The 14,718-nt window shown below is 71.4% G+C and carries 12 protein-coding genes and 1 pseudogene; 6 read left to right on the top strand and 7 right to left on the bottom strand.

The genetic code is table 11. The annotated features are described in order from the left end of the window. The 6 genes and pseudogenes from ACTMTJ_RS41650 to mce form a co-directional block, all read right to left on the bottom strand. Positions 1-650: pseudogene (locus ACTMTJ_RS41650) on the bottom strand (nucleotide sugar dehydrogenase); the annotation flags it as partial. A gap of 144 nt (positions 651-794) precedes the next feature. Then, a complete protein-coding gene (locus ACTMTJ_RS41645) occupies positions 795-1,973 on the bottom strand; it encodes an AI-2E family transporter (protein ID WP_441224285.1) in 1,179 nt (392 codons plus the stop codon). Positions 1,974-2,071: 98 nt separating this feature from the next. Then, a complete protein-coding gene (locus ACTMTJ_RS41640) occupies positions 2,072-3,490 on the bottom strand; it encodes a Laminin subunit beta-1 (protein WP_441224284.1) in 1,419 nt (472 codons plus the stop codon). A 231-nt stretch (positions 3,491-3,721) separates the two neighbouring features. After that, entirely contained in the window at positions 3,722-4,978 is a 1,257-nt protein-coding gene (locus ACTMTJ_RS41635; RefSeq protein ID WP_441224283.1) for a DivIVA domain-containing protein, read from the bottom strand. 100 nt (positions 4,979-5,078) lie between these two features. Then, positions 5,079-6,428: a crotonyl-CoA carboxylase/reductase gene (gene ccrA, locus ACTMTJ_RS41630; protein WP_441224282.1), complete on the bottom strand. Its 1,350-nt coding sequence runs from the start codon at positions 6,426-6,428 to the stop codon at positions 5,079-5,081. A 46-nt stretch (positions 6,429-6,474) separates the two neighbouring features. After that, positions 6,475-6,966, bottom strand: a complete 492-nt coding sequence (gene mce / locus ACTMTJ_RS41625; RefSeq protein WP_441224281.1) for a methylmalonyl-CoA epimerase — start codon at positions 6,964-6,966, stop codon at positions 6,475-6,477. Between the two features lie 50 nt (positions 6,967-7,016). On the opposite strand from mce, the gene ACTMTJ_RS41620 reads away from it, so the two are divergent. Then, positions 7,017-8,198, top strand: coding sequence for an acetyl-CoA C-acetyltransferase (locus ACTMTJ_RS41620; protein WP_441224280.1), 1,182 nt, complete (start codon positions 7,017-7,019; stop codon positions 8,196-8,198). Between the two features lie 55 nt (positions 8,199-8,253). Next, entirely contained in the window at positions 8,254-9,210 is a 957-nt protein-coding gene (gene meaB, locus ACTMTJ_RS41615) for a methylmalonyl Co-A mutase-associated GTPase MeaB (protein WP_441224279.1), read from the top strand. Positions 9,211-10,187: 977 nt separating this feature from the next. Here the strand turns inward: meaB and ACTMTJ_RS41610 are convergent. Further along, a complete protein-coding gene (locus tag ACTMTJ_RS41610; RefSeq protein ID WP_441224278.1) occupies positions 10,188-10,511 on the bottom strand; it encodes a hypothetical protein in 324 nt (107 codons plus the stop codon). Between the two features lie 34 nt (positions 10,512-10,545). Here ACTMTJ_RS41610 and ACTMTJ_RS41605 point away from each other — a divergent pair, with 34 nt between their 5' ends. From ACTMTJ_RS41605 to ACTMTJ_RS41590, 4 genes are all read left to right on the top strand, one after another. Continuing rightward, entirely contained in the window at positions 10,546-11,202 is a 657-nt protein-coding gene (locus tag ACTMTJ_RS41605; protein WP_441224277.1) for an ABC transporter ATP-binding protein, read from the top strand. Positions 11,203-11,290: 88 nt separating this feature from the next. Beyond that, complete coding sequence (locus ACTMTJ_RS41600) at positions 11,291-11,950, top strand: Asp23/Gls24 family envelope stress response protein (protein ID WP_441224276.1); 660 nt, start codon at positions 11,291-11,293, stop codon at positions 11,948-11,950. Positions 11,951-11,997: 47 nt separating this feature from the next. Continuing rightward, on the top strand, positions 11,998-13,671 hold the full coding sequence (locus ACTMTJ_RS41595) for an acyl-CoA mutase large subunit family protein (RefSeq protein ID WP_441224275.1): 1,674 nt from the start codon (positions 11,998-12,000) through the stop codon (positions 13,669-13,671). Between the two features lie 196 nt (positions 13,672-13,867). After that, positions 13,868-14,710 carry an ABC transporter ATP-binding protein gene (locus ACTMTJ_RS41590; RefSeq protein WP_441224274.1) on the top strand — a complete coding sequence of 281 codons (843 nt, stop codon included), beginning with the start codon at positions 13,868-13,870 and terminating at the stop codon, positions 14,708-14,710. Positions 14,711-14,718 lie beyond the last annotated feature (8 nt).

The raw sequence follows: 14,718 nt of genomic DNA, 5'->3' as shown, positions 1-14,718 counted from the left end.
TTGATATACCGCCACGTGTTCGTGAACAGCTTCGCCAGCTCCGCCTCTTCGGGCTCCAGCGGCACGATCTGGTCGGTAAGGTTGCGGAAGAACTTTTCGGCGCGCTCGACCACCTCGGGGGTCCGCGCGGAGACGATCTGCGGCAGGTCGAACAGCTCCGTGAGCGCCTTGCCCTCGGCGATCCGCTCCGGGCAGAAGGCCACGTCGACGCCCGCGCCGAGGCCGGCGAGCAGCTTTTCGGTGAGCGCGGTCACGCCCGGGTAGACGGTCGACCGTAGGATCACGAGCTGGCCGGCGACAAGGTGGTCGGCGCACCGCTCCAGGGCCCGCGGCACCGCGCCGAGGTCGGGGTTGAGGTGCTCGTCGACCGGCGTGCCCACCACCACGACGACGTGCTCGGCCGCGCCGACGCTGGCGGGGTCGGTCGTGGCGACCAGCCGGCCCGCGCCGACCACCTCGGTGAGCAGCGGGGCGGCGCCCTCCTCGTCGAACGGCATGATGCCGTCGTTGACCGTCGCCACCGCGGCCGCGTTGATGTCGTACAGCGTCACGGAGAGTCCGCGCGAGGCGAGCGCGATGCCGAGTGGCAGGCCCACCCGGCCGCAGCCGCCGACGATCACCGCGTCCCGAGAAAACTGATGTGCCCGCACAGGCGCCCTCCCGCTGAGCATGCCGAAGACCAAACCGAAGACCGCCAGACGGGTCCAGGGAACTGCTAGATGCTATTTAGGCCTGGTTGCCGGTCCGATTCCACTGTCTGGAACGTGACACGGGTACCGGCCGACCGGTTGGACTCAGCGCTCCTGCTGGCGGGGAACCACGACCTCACGCAGGATGAGCTGGATCGCCGCGACCGCCGGGATGGCCACGAGCGTGCCGATGACGCCGAAGAGGGCGGCGCCGAGCAGGGCGGCCACGATCGCGGCCACGTCGCTGACCTCGACCGAGCGGCGCATCACCTTCGGGTAGATCAGGTAGTTTTCCACCTGCTGGTAGATGATGAAGAACACCACGCAGGCGATGCCGGCGGTCAGCGAGCTGGCGAAGCCGACGATGCTCACGATGACCGCGCCGAGCGTCGCGCCGATCTGCGGGATCAGGTCACAGACCGCGACCACCACGGCCAGGGCGAACGGGTACGCCACCCCGGTGATGATCAAGAAGATGTACGTGCTGGTGCCGGCCAGGAGCGCGACGGCGAGCGCACCCACCATGTACGCGCCGACCTTGGTGAGGATCTCGTCGGTGATCAGCCGCACCCGCTGCCGGCGGGAGGCCGGCACCAGCTGGTAAGCGCCTTCCTTCATGCGGTCGAACGCGGCCATGAAGTAGATCGTCAGCACGAGCACGGTCAGCACCCGGAACACCGTGCCGAACACGAGCGACGCCCCGCCGAGCACCCCGCCGAGCGCGCTGGTGATGTTTTGCGCGTTGACCGCCGACGACGCCCGCTGGATGATGTCGTACCGCTCGTTGAGGTCGCGGATCGTCGGGTTGTTGTTGAGCTGGTCGACGTATCCGGGGAGGTTGTCGATCACCTCGCTGGACTCGTTGACCACCGGCGGGACGAGCGCGAAGAGACCGCCGCAGAGCAGCAGGATGATGCCCAGCGCGACGGCGGCGACCGCGAGGCCGTGCGGTACGCCCCACTTGCGGAGCCGCACGACCGCCGGGTTGAGGCCCACGGCGAGGAAGAGCGCGATGAAGATCAGTAGGAGCATGCCGGCGGCGTTCTTGACCGCGATGTACGCCGTGTAGGCCAGCAGCACACCGAGCCCGAAGACGAACCCGGTGACGAAGGCGTTGCGACCCAGCGGCCGCCCCGGCGGGCCGAACTTGCCGGTCGATGGCGGGACCGGGGCTTCGTCGTCCGGCGCGTCGGCTTCGTCGTCCGGCGCGTCGGCCTCGTCTGCCCGCGGCGCGGAGCGCTCGGGCCGCTCTACGAGCTCGTCGCCGGATCCCTCAGCTGCCACTTGACCTCCCCGCCGTTACGACCCCGCAGCAGGGTAACGGCAGCGCGCCAGCGGCGCGACCGCGGGCGGCGGGTCGCGCGGGGAGGGTGAGGGAAAGGTCAGCCGACCTTCTGAGGCGTGTCGGCCCGCTCCTCGGCCTCGTCCTTTTCGTCCTGCGTGCCGGCGCTCACGACCTGGGTCTTTTCGGCGTCGCTCACCACTTGGGTCTTTTCCGAGTCGGACTCGGTCGAGACCTCGGAGGCGGCGTCGCTCGCCTTCTTGACGGTCGCCTTGGCCTCGACCACCTTGCGCTCGGCCTCCTCGGCCGTGCGCTGTGCCTCGGCGAGGCGCTGCCGCTCGGCGGCGAGCTGCTTTTGCACCTCGGTGAGCGCGCGCCGGAACTGGTCGCCCTCTTGGCGGGTGGCCACCGTCTGCTGCTTGACCTCGGCGAGCGCCTCCTGCGCGTGCGCCACCTGCTGCTGCACGTCGGCGAGGAGCTGGCCGGCGGCGGCCGTCTCCTTCTGCGTCGAGGCGAGGTGCTGCTGGGTCGCGGCGAGGTGGCCCTGCGCGGTCGCGGCCTGCTCCTCGGTCTGCCGCCGGACGGCCGCGGCGTGCTCCTCGGCCTCCCGCCGCACCGTCGCGGCCTGCTCCTCGACCTGGCGCCGGATCTCCGTCACGTAACGCTCGGCCTCGGCGCTCCGCGCGGCGACCTGCTGCTCCGCGCCCGCCCGCCACTGCGCGAGCTCCTGCTCGCCGGCCGCGCGCCGCTGGGCGAACTCCTGCTCGATCGCCGCCCGCCGCTGCGCGAAGTCGCGGTCGAAGTCGGCCTGGCGCTGGTTGATCTCCTGCTCGACGCTGCCGCGCCACTGCGCCAGCTCCTGCTGGGCCTGCCCGCGGGCGGACCGCACCCACGACTCGGTCTCCGCCCGGGAATGCTCCGCGAAGTGGGTGGCCTCCTCGCTCAGCCGCTGTGCCTTCTCCCGGGCCTGCGCCAGCGTCGCCTCCGCCTCGGCGTGCATCTTGGCGGCCTGCTCGCGCGCGCTCGCCAGGATCGCCTCGGCCTGCTCCTGCGCCTGGGCCACCGCCGCCTCGGCCGACGCGCGGCGCTCGGCGGACGCCTTTTCCTCGTCGGAACGGCGGGCGGCAAGGGCGATCTCGAAGTCACGCACCGCGTCGGCGGCGCGTGCCCGGGCCTCGCCCAGCGCCCGCTCCGCCTCGACCCGCTGCTCGGCGAGCTCCTGGGTGGCGCTGCCCCGGATCGCCTCCGCCTGCTCCTCGGCGAGCGCGAGGATTTGCTCGACGCGCGGACCGAGGTGGCGGAACGAGATCTTGTCGACGCTCGCCGCCTGGCGACGCACGTTGACCACCTCGGCCTGGAGCTGCTCCACCTGCGCGGCGAGACTCTGGATCTGCGCATACGCCTGCTCACGCTCGGTGGCGAGGGTGGCGATCTCACCCTCCGCGCGGGCGACGTAGCGGTCTACCTGGCGTTTGTCGTAGCCCCGCATGGCCGACTCGAAAGTCGGCTCCGTCGACACACCATCACCTAGACCAAAGAGCTCTCCGCCGTGCGACATGCCCCCCATCCTCACACGCTCAGCTGAATGGCGCCTGGATACACACCATTCGGCGGAGGGACGCGCGCCACTGCGTCTCCTGGCCCGGGCGGGCACGCCAACGCAGGCCGCACCGGTAAACCGGTGCGGCCTGCGATCGGTCGCATCTGCCCCGCGATGCGGTGACCGTCGTCAGCCGTCAGGGGTGGAGCCTCAGCTCGCCGTGCCCGCGTTGACGCGCTCGCCGTCGCCCTTGCCGGACTTGTCTTCCTCCGACTTGGCCGCCTGCGGCGCCGTGGGCACGATGCCCGCGAGGCCGGAGAGCATCTGGCCGAGCTGCGCGGTGACCGCGTCCTTCTGGCGGGTGAGGTCTTCGACCTCGCGCCGGGCGGCCTGCGTGGTGAGCTCGGCCTCGGTGCGGGCCTCGCTGACGAGGCGGTGCGACTCGGCGCGGGCCTCGTTGAGCGTCTTCTCCGAGAGGGCCTTGGCCTTGTCGATCGTCTCGCTGGCATTGCGCTCGGACTCGACCCGGCGGGCCTCGGCGCGCTGCTCGATCTCCTTGGCGCGGTCTTCGGCGGCGCGGGCGCGCTCCTCGGCCTCGGCGACGAGCTTTTGCGTCTGCGCCACCTGCGCGGCGTGCCGCTCGGACTCCTCGCGCTCCGCCTTCTCCCGGCGCTCGGCGAGCTCGAGCGCGAGGGCCTGGAGGTCCTTGTCGCGCTTGTCGCGGGCGTCGGTCAGCAGCTTGGTCGCCTCGGCGCGCTTTTCCTCGGCCTCGCGGGCCGCCTTCGCCCGGAGCTGGGTGATCTCCCGCTCGGCGGTGGCCCGCAGGGTGGCGACCTCACGCTCCACCGTGGACTTGAGCTCGGCCACCTCGTGCGCGGTGACCGTGCGCAGCTGCTTGGTCTCGCGGTCGGCGTCGGCGCGGAGCGTGTCGGCCTCGCGGCGGGCCTGCACCCGCACCTCGGCGGCCTCGCGCTCGGACGCGGTGCGGACCTGGCCGGCCTCGCGCTCGGCGGTGGCCTTCATGGCCGCGGCCTCGGCGCGCGCCTTGTCGGTGATCTCGCGGGCCTCCAGGCGCGCGGCGGAGAGGATGCCCTCCGACTCGCGCTTGGCCTCGCCGCGGTGGTCGTTGGCCTGCTCCTCGGCGAGACGCAGGATCTGCTCGACCCGCGTGCCAAGACCGGAGAGCGTCGGCCGGCTGTTTTCCTCGAGCTGCTTGTTGGTGTCGGTGAGCTTCGCCTCGAGCGAGCCGAGGCGCTGCTCGGCCTGGCGGAGCCGGCGCTGAGCGTCGTTCATACGCTGCTCGGCCTCGCCGCGGGCCTGCTCGGACTGGGTCAGTGCGGCGCTGAGGCGGCCGACGAAGTCGTCGACCTGCCCACGGTCGTATCCCCGGAGGACGACCGTGAAGTCGTGTTGTGAGTTCGCGTTTTCGAAGAACGCGAGGGAGGACGGCTGCTGCTGCTGGGGCATTGGGACATACTGGCAGACCCACCGGGGGGCTTCGCAAGGCCGTACGGCCCCATGTCGCCCCCACTTATAAGGTCATCTTTTCGGGTGAATGGCGACGTGACTATCGGCCCCGGAAGCGGTTGATCTCAGCCTCGTGGCGAGCCCGCAGCTCCGGGTCGCGGACCCCCAGACCGTCGGCCGGTGCGAGGCAGCGGACACCGACCTTGCCCTGATGCGCGTTGCGGTGCACCTCGTACGCCGCCTGGCCGGTCTGCTCCAGCGGATAGGTGCGTGACACGGTCGGGTGGATGCGGCCGAGGGCGACGAGCCGGTTGGCCTCCCACGCCTCGCGGTAGTTGGCGAAGTGGCTCCCGATGATCCGCTTGAGATTCATCCAGAGGTAGCGGTTGTCGTACTGGTGCAGGAAACCGCTCGTCGATGCGCAGGTGACGATCGTTCCGCCGCGTTTGGCGACGTAGACGCTCACGCCGAACGTCTCCCGACCCGGGTGTTCGAAGACGATGTCCGGGTCTTCTCCGCCGGTCAGCTCGCGCACCCGTTCGCCGAAGCGGCGCCACTCGTCCGTGTCCTGCGTCCGCTCGTCCTTCCAGAAGCGGAAGTCGCCGCGGTCGATCACCAGGTCGGCGCCCATCCGCCGGCACAGCTCCGCCTTGTCGGGGGAGGAGACCACGCAGACGGGTATTGCGCCGCCGTTGAGGGCCAGCTGGGTGGCGTACCCGCCGAGCCCGCCGGACGCGCCCCAGATCAGCACCACGTCGCCCTGCTTCATCTGCGCGCCGTGGTGGGAGACGAGCTGCCGGTACGCGGTGGAGTTGACCAGCCCGGGGCTGGCGGCCTCCTCCCAGCTGAGGTGACGCGGCTTGGGCATCAGCTGGTTGGCCTTCACGACCGCGAGCTCGGCGAGCCCGCCGAAGTTGGTCTCGAAGCCCCAGATCCGCTGCTGCGGGTCGAGCATGGTGTCGTCGTGCCCGGCCGCGTCTTCCAGCTCCACCGACAGGCAGTGCGCGACCACCTCGTCGCCGGCCGTCCACTTGGTCACGCCCGGACCGACGCGCAGCACCACGCCGGCGGCGTCCGAGCCGACCACGTGGTACGGCAGGTCGTGGCGCTTGGTGAGCGCGGAGACGCGGCCGTACTTCTTGAGGAACGTGAAGGTCGAGAGCGGCTCGAAGATGCTCGTCCACACCGTGTTGTAGTTGATCGCGCTGGCCATCACCGCGACGAGCGCCTCGCCCGGCCCGAGCTCCGGGGTCGGCACCTCCTGCACGTGCAGTGACTTGCGGGGGTCCTTCTCCTTGGTGGCCATGCCGTCGAACATGGCGGTCTCGTCGGACCGGACCACGACACCCCGGTAGCTCTCCGGCACCGGAAGGCCCGCGATGGCGGCCAGCTCCTTGGCCGGGTCGCCCGACCCCTCCGCCGCCATGATCGTTTCGAGGATCTTCTGCACAGCGCACCTCCTGGGCGATAGGCCCAGGATGTTACTGAACGGTAATTCAGGCTGGAACCGTTTTGTGAAGAACTGCACCAGGCTCGACGAGTTCGATCAATACGCCGCCGGCGTCCTTCGGGTGCACGAAGTTGACCCGCGAGCCGGCCGTGCCGCGCCGTGGCTCGTCGTACAGCACGCGCACGCCGCGCTCGCGCAGCGCGGCGGCGGCCGCCTCGACGTCCACCACCGTGTACGCCACCTGCTGCACGCCCGGCCCGTTGCGGTCGAGGAACTTCGCGATCGTGGACTCCGGTGAGAGCGGCGCGAGCAGCTGCACCTGCCCGCCCGAGGGATCCGGACCGACCGCGAGCATGGCCTCCTCGACGCCCTGCTCCTCGTTTGTCTCGCGGTGCACGCAGCGCATGCCGAAGACCCGCGCGTAGAAGCCGATCGCCGCTTCGAGGTCGGCCACCGCCACGCCCACGTGGTCGATGCGAAGGAGGCCTATGCCTGTGACATAGTCGGCAGCGGGCTCACCGTGGTCGTGTTCGTTCATAGCGTTAGTCTGACCGAACGACCGTTAAGTGGTGCGGGAGGGTGAGCAACATGACCGGCTCCGTGATCGTGAGTGGCGCGCGTACGCCGATGGGCCGCCTGCTGGGCAACCTCAAGGACTTTCCGGCTACGGCGCTCGGCGGCTTCGCCATCCGGGCGGCGCTGGAGCGGGCCGGGGTCGCCCCCGAGCAGGTGCAGTACGTGATCATGGGGCAGGTGCTCCAGGCCGGCGCCGGCCAGATCCCCGCGCGCCAGGCCGCCGTCAACGCCGGCATCCCGATGTCCGTGCCCGCACTGACGGTCAACAAGGTGTGCCTGTCCGGCCTCGACGCGATCGCGCTCGCCGACCAGCTGATCCGGGCCGGCGAGTTCGACATCGTGGTGGCCGGCGGGATGGAGTCGATGACCAACGCGCCGCACCTGCTCGTGGGGCAGCGCCAGGGATACAAGTACGGCGACGTGGTGATCCGCGACCACATGGCGCTCGACGGGCTCACCGACACCTGGGACGCCTGCTCGATGGGCGAGTCGACCGAGCGTCACGGCGCACGGTTCGGCATCTCCCGCGAGGAGCAGGACGCCTTCTCGGCGGCCAGCCACCAGCGCGCGGCGGCGGCCCAGAAGAACGGCGCCTTCGCCGAGGAGATCGCGCCGGTCGAGGTGCCCCAGCGAAAGGGCGACCCGATCGTGATCGCGGAGGACGAGGGCATCCGCCCCGACGCCACGGCGGAGTCGCTGGGCAAGCTGCGGGCCGCGTTCACCAAGGACGGCACGATCACCGCGGGCAGCTCGTCGCCGATCTCCGACGGCGCGGCGGCGGTCGTGGTGATGAGCAAGGCGAAGGCCGAAGAGCTGGGCCTGACCTGGCTGGCCGAGATCGGCGCGCACGGCAACGTGGCCGGCCCGGACAACTCGCTGCACCTCCAGCCGGCCAACGCGATCAACCACGCGCTCGGCAAGGCCGGCATGACCGTGGCCGATCTCGACCTCATCGAGATCAACGAGGCGTTCGCCCAGGTCGGCATCGCCTCCACCCGCCAGCTCGGGGTCAGTCCCGAGATCGTCAACGTCAACGGCGGCGCGATCGCGCTCGGCCACCCGATCGGCATGTCCGGCGCGCGCCTCGTACTCACGCTGGCCCTGGAGCTCAAGCGGCGCGGTGGTGGCACCGGCGCGGCGGCCCTCTGCGGAGGCGGCGGCCAGGGTGACGCTCTTATCATCAAGGTCCAGTGAGCGAGCGAGTTGGCGCGCCTTAGTCGCCGCACGAGCGAGCGAACCAGGTGGTGGAGTGAGACGAAGCCGCGACGTATCCGGATTGGTGGCGGCCGCGCGTGAGGGCGACCCCCGCGCGGTGGCCCGGCTGATCACGCTGGTCGAGAGCGGCGACGACCTGCTGCCGGAGGTGGCCGCGGCGCTCGCGCCGCACACCGGCAAGGCGCAGGTCATCGGCCTCACCGGCTCGCCCGGCGTCGGCAAGTCCACCACGACCAACGAGCTCGTGCGCGTGCTGCGCGGCGAGGGCCACCGGGTGGGTGTGCTGGCGGTCGACCCGTCCAGCCCGTTCACCGGCGGCGCGATCCTCGGCGACCGGGTGCGCATGCAGGACCACGCCACCGACCCCGGCGTGTACATCCGCTCGATGTCGAGCCGCGGCCACCTCGGCGGCCTGGCGGCGGCGACGCCGCAGGCGGTGCGGGTCCTGGAGGGCGCGGGCTGCGACGTGGTGCTGGTCGAGACCGTCGGCGTCGGCCAGGCCGAGGTCGAGGTGGCCTCGCTCGCCGACACCACGGTCGTGCTGCTCGCCCCCGGCATGGGCGACGCGATCCAGGCGGTGAAGGCCGGCATCCTCGAGATCGCCGACGTGTTCGTGGTCAACAAGGCCGACCGCGACGGTGCGGACGCCACCTACCACGACATCCAGGGCATGATCGGCCTCGGCGAGCGCGCCCCCGGCGAGTGGCGCCCCCAGGTCGTGCGCGCGGTCGCGGCGCGGGGCCAGGGCATCGACGACATCGTCAACGCGGTGCAGAAGCACCGCGCCTGGCTCGTCGAGCACGGCGAGCTGCGCCGGCGCCGGGAGGCCCGGGCCGCCGCCGAGGTCGAGGCGATCGCGCTGGGCACCCTCCGCGAGCGGCTCGGCTCGATCCGCTCGGGCACCGCCTTACAAGACGCGGCCGTGAAGGTCGCGGCCGGCGAAACCGACCCCTACGCCGCCGCCGCGTCACTCGTCGCATCGCTGCCCTGAGCTACTTTGACGTGCGCGTCATCCGGGCCGCTGAGATCGCGCGCCGGCGCCAACGTCGTCCGTCCATCGCGTCCAGCGCCCCTTTGGGCGGTCGACCCGGGATCGTCTCTCCGGAGATTGTCCCGGGTCCGCGTCAGCGGCGGGCCGCCGCTCCCGCCGGAGACCGCGCGGGCCGGCGGCTCGCCAGGGCTCACCGAGTTCCCCGGCCCACGCTGCCAGCCCCGCGCGCCAAGCCCACAATCTCCAATCCCGGGGGCATCTTCCTTGATCGTCGGCAGGCGGACGACTCGGGCGCCGATCGAGGGATAACGCCGCGCTCACCTCAGCGCCCGCGCCCGGCCCGCGGGCCCCGCTGGGTAGGTGTCCGCGCTGAATCGCCGCGGCGGAGAGGACTCTTGATGTCCATTCAAATAACTCGTATATCGTAGGCTGCTATGCAATTTAGGGCGGCATTATCTCGGCGGCTGCGGGATAATCTAGCGTATGCGGCAGCTTCAGTTGTTCACCTCGGCCGCGCTCGCCAAAATGCGTGACCACACCGCGTCGCGTAACTATTCTCCCGCCGCCGAAGAGTTTCGCCGCGCGCACGAGCGCCATCGCGCCTGGGGCTTGGCGCAACGCCACGGCGAGCGTCGGCGTCGCCTCCGTGATAGCTGCGCGCAGACGGCAAACGCGCACGCGAGCCGACAAGACCGGACCCCGCATCAGCCCTCGGTCCAAGCGTCGACGCCGCTTGGGCGGCGGCAGCACCCAGCGCCGAGCGAAAACCTGCCGACCGGCCGAGAGTCCTTAGACCGCAGCGAGCCCGCGGTCGCCGCCGCACCTGCTCCGACAGGTCAGCCCGCCTCCGCTACCGCCTCGCCGGGCAGGGGTGCTCCGGCGAGGCTGCCGCTGCGCCCGCCAACGTCCGGGCCGGGCCGAAACGGTCGAGCGCGCAAACCTCGGCCGCGGTCGATGCAGCGCCTACCGCGCCCAAGTCACAGGCCGGCAATTAATCTGTCGATCGTCATTTCCCCGCATTGCCAATTACCTGAAAGTCGCCGGCAAATGGGTGCCCGAGCAGCGATACCGACCGAGCCCGCGATGTCAGTCAAATCGCGCGGTCCACCGCTGCTTTTCCATCGGCGCCGCCGGCAATGCCGCGCGCCGCGCATCCGCTCGGCCCGCGTTGGCGTGGCCTGGAGCCGCGCCGGCCCTGCGGATCCGGCTGGGTAGGTGGGCAGGTCGTCGAACTCGCCGCTCTCCCGAGCGGCGCGGATGCGTGCCTCGATGAGGGACTCGAACCGCTCCGAGTAGCTCATGCCTCGACCCTGGCGACCGGCTAATCTCACGCCCGTGGGAACTACGGTGGTGGTCGATGGGCTCTCGGTGGCGTACGGGCGGGGCGAGCCGGTCCTGCGCGACGTGTCGGTGACCGCCGAGCCGGGGCGGGTGCTGGCCGTGACCGGCCCGTCGGGTGCGGGCAAGACCACCCTGCTCGCGGCGATGGCCGGCATGCTCCCGCCCGCCGCGGGCGGCGTGACGGTCGACGGTGAGGCGCTGCGCGACCGCGACCACGCGGTGGCCCGGGGCGTCGTGCTCGTGCCGCAGGACAACGGGCTCGCCGCGATCCTCACCGCCGGGGAAAACCTCCAGGTCGCGCTCATCGCCACCGGGGTGTCGCCCACGGAGGCGCGCCGGCTGACCGCCGCCGCCCTGGAGCGGCTCGGGCTGACCGGGCAGACCGACCAGCTCGTGGAGGAGCTGTCCGGCGGGCAGCAGCAGCGCACGGCGATCGCGCGCGGGTTGGCGCTGGCCGGTGGGGTGCTGCTGGCCGACGAGGTGACCAGCGAGCTCGACGCCGCCAACCGGCAGCGGGTGCTCGACCTGATGCACGACGAGGCGGCCCGCGGCGCGGCGGTGGTCTTCGCGACCCACGACTCCGAGGCGGCGGCGTCGTGCGACGCGGAGGTGCACCTCGTCGACGGCCGCGCGGAGCTTGTACGCGGCTGATTACCGCGGGTGAGAGCACTCCCCGCGTTCGCCCTCGGCGGGTACGCTCCGGACCCAGTGGCCTGCCAGCGACACAGGGGGAGAAGTCATGACCGACGTAGCGGCTCAGGTGCCCGCGCAGCGCGAGGAGACCACGCCCGACGAGACGGTCGTCGAGGTGGTGGAGGCGGCCCCGGCCACGACGCCCGCCCCGTCCGAGAGCAACGGCACCGTCGCCCAGGTGAGCGAGCAGATCAGCGACGCGGTCGACCGGGCCGGTGACGCGGTCGAGCGGGCCGCGGCGGCCTCCGGGCGGGTCGCCTCGCAGGTGGTCGAGCGCCTGCGCAACAACGCCGAGCTGGCCGCCGAGCGGGGCACCACCTCGATCGCCGACGAGGTGGTCGAGAAGATCGCCGGCATCGCCACCCGCGAGGTGCCGGGTGTGTACGACCTGGGTGGCGACGTGGCCCGCTTCTTCGCCAACGTCAAGGAGCGGATCGGTCTCGGCGACGCCGACGAAGACGCCGACCGTGGCATGTCGGTGCGGCTGGAGGGGCGCACCGCGGTCATCAACATCACGCTCGTGATCGAGTACGGCTTCGTGGTGCACTCCGTGACCGAGAAGGTGCGCGCCAAGGTGATCAGCTCGGTGGAAAACCTGCTCGGGCTAGAAGTCACCGAGGTCAACATCCGGGTCGACGACGTGCACGTCGACGACGCCGGCCCGGTCGGCGGCGACGAGACGCGGGCCGCGGGCTACCAGCCATAACCGCATGGCCTTAGCGATCGTTCAGTGTACCCTCTAGACTCGGTGCCATGAACGCCGAGGAGATCGCGGCAGGCCGCGCGCGCTGGCAGGCCCGGTACGACGCAGCCCGCAAGCGCGACGCCGACTTCACGACGCTCTCCGGGATGGCGGTGGATCCGGTCTACGGTCCACCACCCGGCGTCGACGTGCCCGGCTTCGACCGGATCGGGTGGCCGGGGGAGTACCCGTACACCCGGGGGCTCTATCCCACCGGCTACCGGGGTCGCACGTGGACGATCCGCCAGTTCGCCGGCTTCGGCAGCGCGCGGCAGACCAACGAGCGCTACAAGATGATCCTCGGCGCGGGCGGCGGCGGGCTCTCCGTCGCGTTCGACATGCCGACCCTGATGGGGCGCGACTCCGACGACCCGCAGGCCCTGGGCGAGGTCGGCCACTGTGGCGTGGCGATCGACTCGGCCGCCGACATGGACGTGCTCTTCGACGGCATCGACCTCACCGCCACCACCACGAGCATGACGATCTCCGGCCCGGCGGTGCCGGTCTTCTGCATGTACCTGGTGGCCGCCGAGCGCCAGGGCGCCGATCTGTCCACACTGGACGGCACGCTCCAGACCGACATCTTCAAGGAGTACATCGCGCAGAAGGAGTGGCTCTTCGAGCCCGAGCCGCACCTGCGCCTGATCGGCGACCTGATGGAGTACTGCGCGCACAACATCCCGCGCTACAAGCCGCTCTCGGTGTCCGGCTACCACATCCGGGAGGCGGGCTCGACGGCCGCGCAGGAGCTCGCGTACACGCTGGCCGACGGCTTCGGCTACGTCGAGCTCGGGCTCTCCCGCGGCCTCGACGTCAACCTCTTCGCTCCCGGGCTGAGCTTCTTCTTCGACGCGCACCTCGACTTCTTCGAGGAGATCGCCAAGTTTCGGGCGGCCCGGCGGATCTGGGCGCGGTGGCTGCGCGACGTGTACGGCGCGACCGACGAGCGGGCGCTGTGGCTGCGCTTCCACACCCAGACGGCGGGCGTGTCGCTGACCGCGCAGCAGCCGGTCAACAACGTCGTCCGCACCGCGGTCGAAGCGCTCGCGGCCGTGCTCGGCGGCACCAACTCGCTGCACACCAACGCGCTCGACGAGACACTCGCCCTGCCGACGGACGAGTCCGCCGAGATCGCCCTGCGCACCCAGCAGGTGCTGATGGACGAGACCGGCGTGACCAACGTGGCCGACCCGCTGGGCGGCTCGTGGTACGTGGAGGCGCTCACCGACCGCATCGAGGCCGAGGCCGAGGAGATCTTCACGAAGATCAAGGCGATGGGCTCGGACGGCACGATCACCTCCGGCATCCTGCGCGGCATCGAAGACGGATGGTTCACCGGGCAGATCGCGGAGGCGGCGTTCGTCTACCAGCAGGCGCTGGAAAAGGGCCTCAAGCACGTCGTCGGCGTCACCGGACACACCGGCACGGTGAGCCGCCCGCTGGAGATCCTCCGCGTCTCCCACGAGGTCGAGGTCGAGCAGCGCAAACTGCTCGGCGACCGGCGCGCCGCCCGCGACAAGGCGGCGGTCGACGCGGCGCTCTCCCGGATGGTCGACGTGGCCCGCACCGACGGCAACATCGTCCCGGCCATGCTCGACGCCGCCCGGGTCGAGGCCACCCTCGGCGAGATCTGCGACGCCCTCCGCGCCGAGTGGGGCGTCTACCGCGAGCCCGCCCGTTTCTGATCCCACGGGCGACCCATTCCAAGACAGATTCTTTGAGCTACCGCCCCAAGAGGGCAGCCCTCTTGGGCGTGAATTCCCAGCAGGGGTCCCGTATACCCGCCCAGACGGTGAGAGGGCTGCCCTCTTGAGGGCCAGGCGGGTGGGTGAGCGGGAGCGGTCTCGACAAAAGTTGGGGAGACAGGGCCTAATAGTGGCCGTGACTGGACTGGCGGTGGCGTGCCGGCGGGTGGTGCACATCTACCGGGCCGAGGGCGGCGACGTGGTGGCACTGTCGGGTGTCGACCTGTCGATCAACCCGGGCGAGATGCTGGCGCTCGTCGGCCCGTCCGGTTCGGGTAAGTCGACGCTCGTCGCGCTGCTCGGCGGCCTCATGCGGCCGTCGGCGGGGCGGGTCAGCGTCGGCACGTACGACCTGGGCAAGCTCACCGACGCGGAGATCTCCCGGCTGCGCGGCACCGAGATCGGCGTGGTGCTCCAGGGGGCGGCGCGCAACCTGCTGCCGTACGCGACGCTGCACCGCAACGTCTGGCTGGCCCAGCGCCGCGCGGCGCACACGGCCGGCATCGAGCTCGACGACCCGGAGCGGATCCTCGACCTCGTCGGCCTGCGGGGCAGGGCGGGCGCGAAGATCGGCGACCTGCCGCCGGGCGCCCGCCAGCGGGCCGCGCTCGCGGTGGGCATCGCCGCGTCGCCCGGCCTGCTGCTCGTCGACGAGCCGACCAGCCAGCTCGACACCCACGGGCGCGACGAGGTGCTCGGCGCGCTGGAGACGGTCAACGCCGAGCGCGGCACCACGATCGTGGTCGTCACCCACGACGCCGAGGTCGGCGCGCGGCTCGGGCGGGCCGTGACGATCCGCGACGGGCGGGTGGGCGCGGAGGGGCGCGACGGGCAGGACTTCGCCGTGGTGGCCGGCGACGGCACGATCCAGCTGCCGCCCGAGGTGCTGGGCGAGTTTCCGCCCGGCACGCTCTTCACCGTCGACCGCCTCGACGGTTCGGTGCAGCTCGTCGTCGGCGGCAGCCAGGCCGATTCGTGATCGGCACG

This window comes from Phytohabitans sp. LJ34, from assembly GCF_052068095.1.
GTDB lineage: Bacteria > Actinomycetota > Actinomycetes > Mycobacteriales > Micromonosporaceae > Phytohabitans.
Note: the sequence above shows the minus strand (reverse complement) of the source record. Positions and strands in the feature narration are given on the sequence as shown.

Coding starts and splice junctions, on each gene's coding strand:
- ACTMTJ_RS41635 (WP_441224283.1), bottom strand. CDS start 4,978: ATGCCCCAGCAGCAGCAGCCGTCCTCCCTCGCGTTCTTCGAAAACGCG.
- mce (WP_441224281.1), bottom strand. CDS start 6,966: ATGAACGAACACGACCACGGTGAGCCCGCTGCCGACTATGTCACAGGC.
- ACTMTJ_RS41620 (WP_441224280.1), top strand. CDS start 7,017: ATGACCGGCTCCGTGATCGTGAGTGGCGCGCGTACGCCGATGGGCCGC.
- ACTMTJ_RS41610 (WP_441224278.1), bottom strand. CDS start 10,511: ATGAGCTACTCGGAGCGGTTCGAGTCCCTCATCGAGGCACGCATCCGC.
- ACTMTJ_RS41600 (WP_441224276.1), top strand. CDS start 11,291: ATGACCGACGTAGCGGCTCAGGTGCCCGCGCAGCGCGAGGAGACCACG.
- ACTMTJ_RS41595 (WP_441224275.1), top strand. CDS start 11,998: ATGAACGCCGAGGAGATCGCGGCAGGCCGCGCGCGCTGGCAGGCCCGG.